The sequence below is a fragment of the Paenibacillus sp. 01T424 genome (assembly GCF_056398745.1).
Genome location: NZ_JBFTPZ010000055.1, coordinates 34,828 through 43,676 on the forward strand (window position 1 = coordinate 34,828; position 8,849 = coordinate 43,676).

The following is an 8,849-nucleotide window of genomic DNA, read 5'->3' on the forward strand; positions in this document are numbered from 1 at the left end:
TTCTTTTCCTTTATTTAGGTTCCTTTGACAGCAGCTAACGGTTTGCATTTTGCTACGACCTGCGCAAGCCCGGCTCTGACTACACTCTCAATGATTTGATCTACATCCTTGTATGCCTGCGGTGATTCATCGACCAGCGACTCCATAGAGCGCTGGTTTACGACGATTTCATCATCCGTGCCTACACGCATTGCAATAGCAACCTCTTCTACCGATACGAGCTGCTTCGTTGCGTTCCGTGACCTGATTCGTCCTGCGCCATGACAGATGGAATAATGATTCGCTTTCCCTTCAGCGCTTCCGACCATAATATACGAGGCAGTGCCCATCGATCCTGGTATAAGCGCCGGATGTCCCGTGCTCCGATACGGCTCAGGGTTATCCGGATGTCCTGCCGGCAGCGCTCTTGTTGCACCCTTGCGATGAACGAAATAGGACTGCTCATCTTGATCTTCCTCCCATGCGTAGTTATGCATGAGATCATACAATGTGCGCAGCTCGAATTTGGAGCCGAACACATCCTTGCCCGCCTCCCGGACAGCGTATGCAATCAGGTGGCGATTCACGACCGCATAATTCAAGGCCGAGTACATGAGGTTGACATACGTTTGGCCGAGCGGATGGGATAACGGCGCATATAGCAGCTTAGGATCAGCGGTGCCTATGCCTTCCTGACGCATCATTTTGGCAATGTCCGTGCTGCAATATTGACTGACCGCACCTCCCCAAGCCCGTGAGCCGGAATGAATCATAATGACCACTTGGCCGTCGAACAGCCCCCATGCTTCGGCAATTTCTCTGTTTTTCTCGGCAATTTCAATCGTTTGAATTTCTACAAAATGATTGCCGCCACCAAGTGTGCCGAGCTGGCGATGCGCGCGATGCCAGACAACTTCAGGAAACTTATCCAGCGCCTCTTCGTCAAAATCAAAGCGGCTGCTCTCCACATGGGTTAAAGAGGTAGCTTTGCGCGGCGTGTAGGCATCAGGAATATATTTTTTCGGCAAGCCGTGCAAGCCCTTCTTCACGATATTCTCAAGTCTAATATCTGAGAAGTAACCTCTTGCATGCTCCTCGACTGGCATATATTTCTCAATAGCCTTAACCAGCTTGCGCCGCAGCTTTACTTCCTTCAAATCATCCTTATGCAGATTTGTAAGCTGTACGCGCATCCCGCATCCGATATCACTGCCTACGATGGAAGGAGATACGTAGCCATCACTCGTATTCCATACCGCTGTTGTACCGATACAGGTTCCCACGCCAACATGCACATCAGGCGTATAGCTCATATATACTTGATTCGGTATTTGTAAGTTGTTGTTCGCCATTTCAAACACTTTATAATCCAAGGACGCGAATAGCTCTGGTCCTGCATAAACATGCACCTGCCCCGAAGGCAGCTTTACTTGCTGATAATACGTTTCTTTCATATCCGATAATCTCCTCAAAATTCAAATGAACACAAAAAAGCCATGGACCCCAAAAAGTCCATGGCTTAATCTTGCGCCTTTATTTCCCAATCGTTGCAGCTTGCAGCATACAAGATTTTAGAAAATAGTCACAGGCCCCGTAGAGGCCGATGAAATGGACTTGCTATATTTAGTTGCATGATTACGTTCTAAATTTAGTCCGAACATTGTCATCGACCTCCTTTCATTTGATTTACATCATAATAATCTGATCACCCAACTTCTGTCAACACATTTATAATAAACCAAAAATAAGATGCTCGAAGGAGCATCTTATTTTCACGGATAAATAACTTATAAATGAGCCAATAAGTTCGCGCGCACCTCAGCCAGCGTCAAATCTCGAACTAGCTTCCCATCCTCAAACACTACTTCGAGCTGATCCTCTGCTTTACGAGCTTCATATTCCTCTGCGCTAAGATTGTCAGTATAGGCAAATTCCCCGTCCTGCTCCGTAACGAGGACAAGACCTGTCTGCGACTTCTTCACGCCATTATCTGTTTTGGGGTCCTTATAGATTTTGCGCTCCTCGCCATTCACAATCGTAAACGTCGATTTTAATGCGAAGCCAAATGTATCCCGCGTATTGTACTGGTAAGTGAACGATCCGATCCCATACACCATATTCGTCGATGCAAAACCTTTTGCTGCCAGCTTCTCGCAAATTTCCTTGCAGCGCGAAATCGTAATCGCATCCCCATAGATCGCCCCGATGTGGCTATCTAGCTGCTTATAGCCCTTCTCCGTAACCGTGCCGCCAAAAATATCCCAGAGTATTTCAATAACGCCTTTACGTTCGAATTCACTCTCTCCATCCGGGTCGCCGCAAATGATTTTGACCGGATCTCCGCTGTCGGGACGAATGACTACCTTGCCGTCCCTGCTCATAATGTCATCCTTCAAGCCGCGAATGACTACGTCAAGCACACTCCATAAATCCCAAGTATCCGATACGATCGAGACGAAGCCATTTGGGTATACCTCTTTGATCAAATAGCGGTACGATGCCATCTCGTCACGCCCGTGCGCGCACATAACGCTATGCTCGGTTGCCGGAATCGACGTACCCACCAATTCCTTTTCTATATTCGCATTATAATAGTTTTCCAAATACAATATCGCTGGTATTGTATCTGTTCCCGTGAACGATAGGAGATGGCCTGCGCTGCTGCCGAGCGCCGATTCAAGCGCACCCATGCCACGCATCGAGAAATCATGGCCTTGGAACGGTACGCCTGCTGTATCGCCGCTCGTCTGCAGCGCATAGGCTTCTAAAATTTTGCGATATTCAAAAGCTAGCGTAGCGCTCGTAGCCGGCATCCATAGCTGGCACGACATCAACGTCTCCAAATAGTTCGTCAGCCAGAAAAATTCAGGCTTCGTGTTCTCAATAGTCAGCATTGGTACTCTTATCGGTACTAATGCACCTTCTTTAATCGCCTTAATCTTGATCGGCAAATATCCAAGATCGTGCAGCTCCTCAATATGCGATGCATCGGGATTCGCTTCTCCAAGCGCATATTGAATGAGCCTCTTGTACTCATKCGCTACCTCTGCCTTTGTTCTTGCAAAGAAGTGCTCATTAAAATAATCGATGAGATATTGTTTGATAAACGACTGGAAGCCAAAAGCGACAACCTCGTTAATATCATCTAGTCGGCTTGTGCGAGCGGTCCACGTCGAATATACGAGCTCCGTTCCTTTTGGGTACTGATTTTTATGGCTCACCTTGTAAAAGTCACATAGCAGCGTAGCTGGATAAACGAATGTTTGCGTCATCTTATAGGCCCCCCATTGCGAATACGTGAATTTTGTCATGCTCTGCTTGATGAAGTATGGTATCGGTCGTATACACCTTATCAATAACATCAGTTTCTAATATTTTCCCTTTATAGATCGAATGCTCGCAGTGTCCTACCAGTAAATAAATATGCGTGGCTCCAAGTGCCTTCAGCTTCTCTGCGCTAAGCATAAACGTGCCGCCATACGAACAAAGATCATCAACAATGATGGCCTTAAAGCCCTCACGCGGGGTATGTCCAACGACATCCAAACTCTTGATTTGGCCGGTCTGAAAATCTCTTGCTTTGTAGCCTACCAGCTGCTGGTAGCCTTGAACCTTGCTGTAACGTTTCTGCGCCCCTGCATCTGGGAAAAAAAGATAGTCCTTCTCCGAATCAAAACCTACTTCGTTCGTGACTTGCTCAAGCAGCTGAATCGTAGGATATTTGCCGATACTGCGGTCGATCAGCGCAAGCGATACATCGGAATGCGGCTCGATAATCGTTACCGATTCAAAGTTCATGTTATTGATAAAGGCAGCTGTATATTTTAACGTAAAAGCAGAAGTACCTTCGACTCGATCCATTCGGCTGTACGGCAAATAATAAATGGTCAACGTACATTTAACGCGCCGATCATCGAGATAGCTCTTGATGAACATCAGCTTAACCAGATCGCCATCATTCTCATATTTCCATACGATCGTGTTGAATTCCGCCATATGCATTAGAATTTCATCGCCGTTTATGAGTGTCTCCCCATTCGGAAACTGTTTTAACCCAAGCTCTACTCCATTAAACTTCAGCATGACATCACTCTCCTCGTAAGCGTTCAGCTATAAATAGACAATCTTGGCTCTTCCTTTGTAAAAAGGTACAATTGCGCTGCTCGCTGCGAATATTGATTGGATTGCTTCGGATTTCCATTCGTATCCGTCGCCTCTTCAATAATCGTGCTGCGGCTTTTCGTTGAGGTCAATTTGCGAATGAAATTTTTCTCCTCAAAGTCAGGAACAACCGTTTTTATTACCTGATACAGCTCACTAAGCGTAAACTCCTCTGGCAGAAACTCCTTTGCTATCTTCGTAGTCAGCATTTTCTTGCGAATCTCTTGCAGCGCGTCGATCAAGATTTGCTTATGGTCAAACGCCAAATCCATTTGAAGCGCTTCTTCGACTGTAAACAATTGTACATCCGATGCATCTACAGCCGCAGCCCTTTGTTCAAGTGTACATTCGTTTACGAGCGCTAGAAAAGCATGCGAGATAATCCAGCCCCTTGGATCACGGCCAGGCGTGCTATACACGTTAAAATATTCAATATGCACGTCCTCAACCGCTGTCTCTTCTTGCAGCTCGCGTATAGCACAGTCATATACCGTCTCATTTTCCATCGTAAAGCCGCCTGGCAGCGCCCACTGCCCTTCAAAGGGCCATATGTTCCGCTTGATCAGCAGCACCTGCAGCTCCCTCGTAGGCAGCGCCTTCTTAGGCGTTTGCCTTTCAGTCGTTACGATCGTAAAGATGACGATATCTGCTGGCGCGCCATCAGGTGATCGGTAATGATCTGCTGCGTAATTGGATTCATTTTCGACCATTGCTGCTGCACTCCGATCCATATCATTTATTCGATTTGATATTATCATAATGACATTATTAAATCCCTTTGTCAACGGCTGCTGTGAAAAATAGGCAATTAGTCACGAATAAGTATATAAAAAAAGAAGCGGCTGCACGCCGCTCCTGTTATATTATTTCGTTTCTATAGCATCAGCAGGGTAGACGAGTCCAATCTGCTTTCTTGCCTCATCCATAATCTCCAGCGTCACGAGTGAATTTGCAAACGTGTTAATGGATGACTCCGTACGTCCAGCTTTAATCAGCTCGATAAATTCCTTCGCTTCATAGTACATCGACTTGCTATTTGAAGGCTGCGAAATATCTTCGCTTGTTCCGTTGCGGTATTGGATTTCAACCTTCCCTATTTCACTGATCTTATCGATTACGATACTGCCGTTCTCCCCTTGAATCTCCGATGGCAGCGATGAATGTGTAATTTTGGAATACATGATGACCGCATCCATGCTCTCATACTGAAGAACGATGCTTCCTTCCCCATCCACGCCAGAATCCAGCATGACACCAGTCGCTTTAATCACATCCGGCTTGCCAAATAAGGCTACAAGCGGGTAGACGCAATAAATGCCAAGATCCATAAGCGCTCCGTTTGAGAATACAGGATTAAAAGCATTAAGCACCGTACCCGCCTTATAGGCATCGTACCTAGACGAATACTGGCAATAGCTCGCAAAATAACGCCGTATCGTTCCAAGCTTGTCGATGTTGTCTTGAACAGCCTTAAACCCTGGCAGCATCGTCGACTTTAACGCCTCCATGAGCAGCACGCCGTTTTCCTTCGCAGCCGCAATCATCTGGCGCAGCTCATGCGCATTCGAAGCGATCGGCTTCTCGCAGAGCACATGAATGCCATGTTTCATACAAGCAATCGCATGAGCGGCATGAAATGAGTTTGGACTAGCAATGTATACCGCATCAATTTGTCCACTTGCCGCCATCTCTTCGATATCCGTAAATGTAGCAGCAATACTATGTTTCTCCGCAAATGTACTCGCTGTTTCTATCGAACGCGAATAGACAGCAGCTAGTTTGAAATCTTCAACCTCGCTCGCCGCAGAAATAAATGACTCTGTAATCCAGTTTGTACCGATAACGCCGAATCTGATCATAATCGTCTCTCCTTGAGTAATAATTTTATTGGCTAATCGCTTATTATATTTTTATGAAATGAGGAAAATCTTCTTCTGTTTATTATAGCCATGCCAAGGACTGCCTGTCCAAATGATTCAGCTGCATTTTGACATTTTGTATAATCTGTATTAACATCTCTAATACAAATGATACTTTATTGCTAGGGGTGATCCGATGATTATGACGCTCGACTACAACAGTGATATACCGATCTACGTCCAGCTCCGCAACCAAATTGTCATCGGAATTGGCGTAGGCGGACTCAATTATGGGGAGAAATTGCCAACGGTAAGACAGCTCGCTGATGATTTAGGGGTAAATGCCATGACCGTGAACAAAGCCTATGCCCTTCTCAAAAACGAGGGATACATTTCTATTGATCGCCGTCATGGGGCCAAGGTACGCACCGAATGGAGCAAGCAACCCGATTTTAGCCAAAAGCTGGAGTATGAATTAAAGCTTGTTATTTCTGAGGCTAGTCTTAAAGGTATCGAGCAAGAACAATTTATGCACATTTGCTCGAACATCTTTAAAGCCGCAATGAGCAAAAATCATCCCCTGCCAGAATAGGAGACCTTTCATGAACAATATTATTTTAATCGTTCCAGCAGCTATTGCCTACATCACTATTCTTGTTATTTTTTTGAAGCAAGCCTTACCAAGCAATCATATATTGTTTGGCGTTACGTTTCCTGCACATGCCTTCGAGGATGCAGAAATGAAGCAGCTTCAAGAAAAATATAAAAAATCATATTTTGTGTATGCTGGCATTACGTTAATAACCTTAGTGCCTTTTTTCCTGCTCGATAAATACTTTTCACTGGCCTTTACTTACATGCTGCTTTGGTTTGCAATTTTTTTGTATACATCCAAACTTCCTTTCAACAAAATCCATCATAAAGCCGCTGCTCTCAAACGGGATAAACAATGGTTTGTCGGAGAAAAACGAGTGATCCGTATCGATACCAAAGTAACGCAGCTCAAAAAATCGATGCTTGTTTCTCCCTATTGGTTCCTAATTCCTGCTCTTTTATCTGTCGTCCCAATTATCGTTTCCTTGTTTAACAGCGACGTTCTCTTAAAAATGACTGGGATTGCCTCACTCGCGATGACAGCGATCTTATTCGTCATTTACACTGCCTTTGGCAAAATGAAGACGAAGGTATACAGCAAAAACCACGACATCAACGCCGCTATTAACCGCGCAGCACGTCGTTATTGGTCCATGCTTTGGCCTAGCCTTGCTGTTTTTGAGAGCATTAATGCTTTTGTTGCTTATATGATTTTAACACAGGGGAGCTCGCTGAGCTTTACGCAGTGGATGATTGGTATTGTCATGGTATCCCTCTTGCCGCTGTGCAGCATCTTTTTTGTACATAACAAGATACAGGCGGTTGAAGAAAGCCTTGCCGAAACAGACGGCCAAAGTATTGTTGCCGATGACGACCACTACTGGATTAATGGCTCTACTTACTACAACCCGGATGATCAAACGATCATGGTTCCTAAACGTGTTGGAATTGGAACAACGGTCAATATGGCAACCCGGGCCGGAAAATGGATTCAATACGGCGGCATCGTGCTTGTCCTTGTGATCGTCATTCCTTTGACTGCTTTTATTGTGCAATCTGACAATACGGCTCCTACTCTAACTATTAAAGAGGACGGCATCGTGTCCATCGATTACCCTTTATATGATTACAGCTTTAATTTAAGTGACGTTAAGGGAATTACGCTTGAAGAGACGCTCCCAAGCGGATTTAGAACAAATGGCACAGCGACAGCGGAATATGCCCGTGGCAACTTTTCCTTAGAGAAGCTGGGTGCTGCCAAGCTATATGTATTTAAAAACTCACCGCCGTACATTACCATGCAGCTTGACGGTTTAACCGTTATTTTCAATGAGAAAGACGCCGCCAGAACGAAGGAGCTTTTCGAACAACTAACGGCTAGCAAGCTTTAATGCTAATACGGTACTCAACTGCTGTTATGTTCGTGCTTTTAGAACGCGTCTCCACCATACACGAATTGATCCAGAGATGCTAAAGACTGCTCGTTTAGAGGCGTGGAGTTGTCAAAATAAAGCACTGAGGATGCTGGAATGTTCCATTTCAGCTCTCTCCTCACTAAAGACGGACTAAACTCGCTCCAGTTGTCCAGCTTATACTGATCGAGTATAGATCCCCTTTGCACAATTCGTTCATAATGCACCTTGTCGTCACGGAGATAAACGAATACGACCTTTACCTCAACGTCTGATAAAGAGGCCCCGATTGCGAAGAGCTCCTGCTCAATCCAGTCCGGGGTCTCTGTTTCTTTCGTGAAGGGCCCAATTACAAATATATCGCCGTCATTAGCAATATTCTCAAGTGCAGCATCCATCGTAATGCGATAACCTAAATCGCGGCACAGTTTCTTATAGAGACTTGAATCCCGGTCATTCGGATCAAGTCCTGCCTGCGTCATAAGCGCAACAGCTGCCGGTCTAAGCACTGTATCCATATCAATAATGGCCACACTGCGCCTCTTCGCCAGCGCTTTCGCTAATGTCGTCTTGCCTGCTCCTGCACCGCCTACAAAAAATACTAATTTGCGCATGGCGAACCCCTCATCATTATTAATGTCTTATTCATAACAAAAAAACACCCTGCATTGCAAGGTGTTTTGGATGTGTAAAATTGGAGCGGAAGACGGGAATCGAACCCGCGACCCTCGCCTTGGCAAGGCGATGCTCTACCGCTGAGCCACTTCCGCATATAAATGGCTGGGGATTCAGGGATCGAACCTGAGAATGACGGAGTCAAAGTCCGTTGCCTTACCGCTTGGCT

8 protein-coding genes and 1 tRNA gene are annotated in these 8,849 nt (G+C 45.5%); 2 read left to right on the forward strand and 7 right to left on the reverse strand.

From position 1 onward, the window contains the following. Window positions 1–14 precede the first annotated feature (14 nt). The 5 genes from AC1DPK_RS29810 to AC1DPK_RS29830 form a co-directional block, all read right to left on the reverse strand. Window positions 15–1,433: an RtcB family protein gene (locus AC1DPK_RS29810; protein ID WP_441877543.1), complete on the reverse strand. Its 1,419-nt coding sequence runs from the start codon at window positions 1,431–1,433 to the stop codon at window positions 15–17. A gap of 333 nt (window positions 1,434–1,766) precedes the next feature. Beyond that, window positions 1,767–3,251, reverse strand: a complete 1,485-nt coding sequence (locus AC1DPK_RS29815) for a nicotinate phosphoribosyltransferase (protein ID WP_477512508.1) — start codon at window positions 3,249–3,251, stop codon at window positions 1,767–1,769. A 1-nt stretch (window position 3,252) separates the two neighbouring features. After that, window positions 3,253–4,062: a ribose-phosphate pyrophosphokinase gene (locus AC1DPK_RS29820; protein WP_441877549.1), complete on the reverse strand. Its 810-nt coding sequence runs from the start codon at window positions 4,060–4,062 to the stop codon at window positions 3,253–3,255. Between the two features lie 23 nt (window positions 4,063–4,085). After that, complete coding sequence (locus AC1DPK_RS29825) at window positions 4,086–4,898, reverse strand: NUDIX domain-containing protein (protein ID WP_441877552.1); 813 nt, start codon at window positions 4,896–4,898, stop codon at window positions 4,086–4,088. A gap of 105 nt (window positions 4,899–5,003) precedes the next feature. Continuing rightward, complete coding sequence (locus tag AC1DPK_RS29830) at window positions 5,004–5,999, reverse strand: Gfo/Idh/MocA family protein (protein WP_430057112.1); 996 nt, start codon at window positions 5,997–5,999, stop codon at window positions 5,004–5,006. Window positions 6,000–6,195: 196 nt separating this feature from the next. On the opposite strand from AC1DPK_RS29830, the gene AC1DPK_RS29835 reads away from it, so the two are divergent. Together AC1DPK_RS29835 and AC1DPK_RS29840 are read left to right on the forward strand one after the other, a co-directional pair. Beyond that, window positions 6,196–6,591 (forward strand): GntR family transcriptional regulator, encoded by a 396-nt coding sequence (locus AC1DPK_RS29835; protein WP_441877556.1) that lies wholly within the window; start codon window positions 6,196–6,198, stop codon window positions 6,589–6,591. A gap of 10 nt (window positions 6,592–6,601) precedes the next feature. Further along, window positions 6,602–7,984: a DUF5808 domain-containing protein gene (locus AC1DPK_RS29840; RefSeq protein WP_441877559.1), complete on the forward strand. Its 1,383-nt coding sequence runs from the start codon at window positions 6,602–6,604 to the stop codon at window positions 7,982–7,984. A gap of 38 nt (window positions 7,985–8,022) precedes the next feature. Here the strand turns inward: AC1DPK_RS29840 and AC1DPK_RS29845 are convergent, their stop codons facing one another. Both AC1DPK_RS29845 and AC1DPK_RS29850 read right to left on the reverse strand, forming a co-directional pair. Then, a complete protein-coding gene (locus AC1DPK_RS29845; protein ID WP_477512509.1) occupies window positions 8,023–8,619 on the reverse strand; it encodes a P-loop nucleotide/nucleoside kinase family protein in 597 nt (198 codons plus the stop codon). Between the two features lie 81 nt (window positions 8,620–8,700). Continuing rightward, window positions 8,701–8,775, reverse strand: a tRNA-Gly gene (locus AC1DPK_RS29850). Between the last annotated feature and the right edge of the window lie 74 nt (window positions 8,776–8,849).

Coding starts and splice junctions, on each gene's coding strand:
- AC1DPK_RS29820 (WP_441877549.1), bottom strand. CDS start 4,062: ATGCTGAAGTTTAATGGAGTAGAGCTTGGGTTAAAACAGTTTCCGAAT.
- AC1DPK_RS29840 (WP_441877559.1), top strand. CDS start 6,602: ATGAACAATATTATTTTAATCGTTCCAGCAGCTATTGCCTACATCACT.
- AC1DPK_RS29810 (WP_441877543.1), bottom strand. CDS start 1,433: ATGAAAGAAACGTATTATCAGCAAGTAAAGCTGCCTTCGGGGCAGGTG.
- AC1DPK_RS29845 (WP_477512509.1), bottom strand. CDS start 8,619: ATGCGCAAATTAGTATTTTTTGTAGGCGGTGCAGGAGCAGGCAAGACG.
- AC1DPK_RS29835 (WP_441877556.1), top strand. CDS start 6,196: ATGATTATGACGCTCGACTACAACAGTGATATACCGATCTACGTCCAG.
- AC1DPK_RS29830 (WP_430057112.1), bottom strand. CDS start 5,999: ATGATCAGATTCGGCGTTATCGGTACAAACTGGATTACAGAGTCATTT.
- AC1DPK_RS29825 (WP_441877552.1), bottom strand. CDS start 4,898: ATGATAATATCAAATCGAATAAATGATATGGATCGGAGTGCAGCAGCA.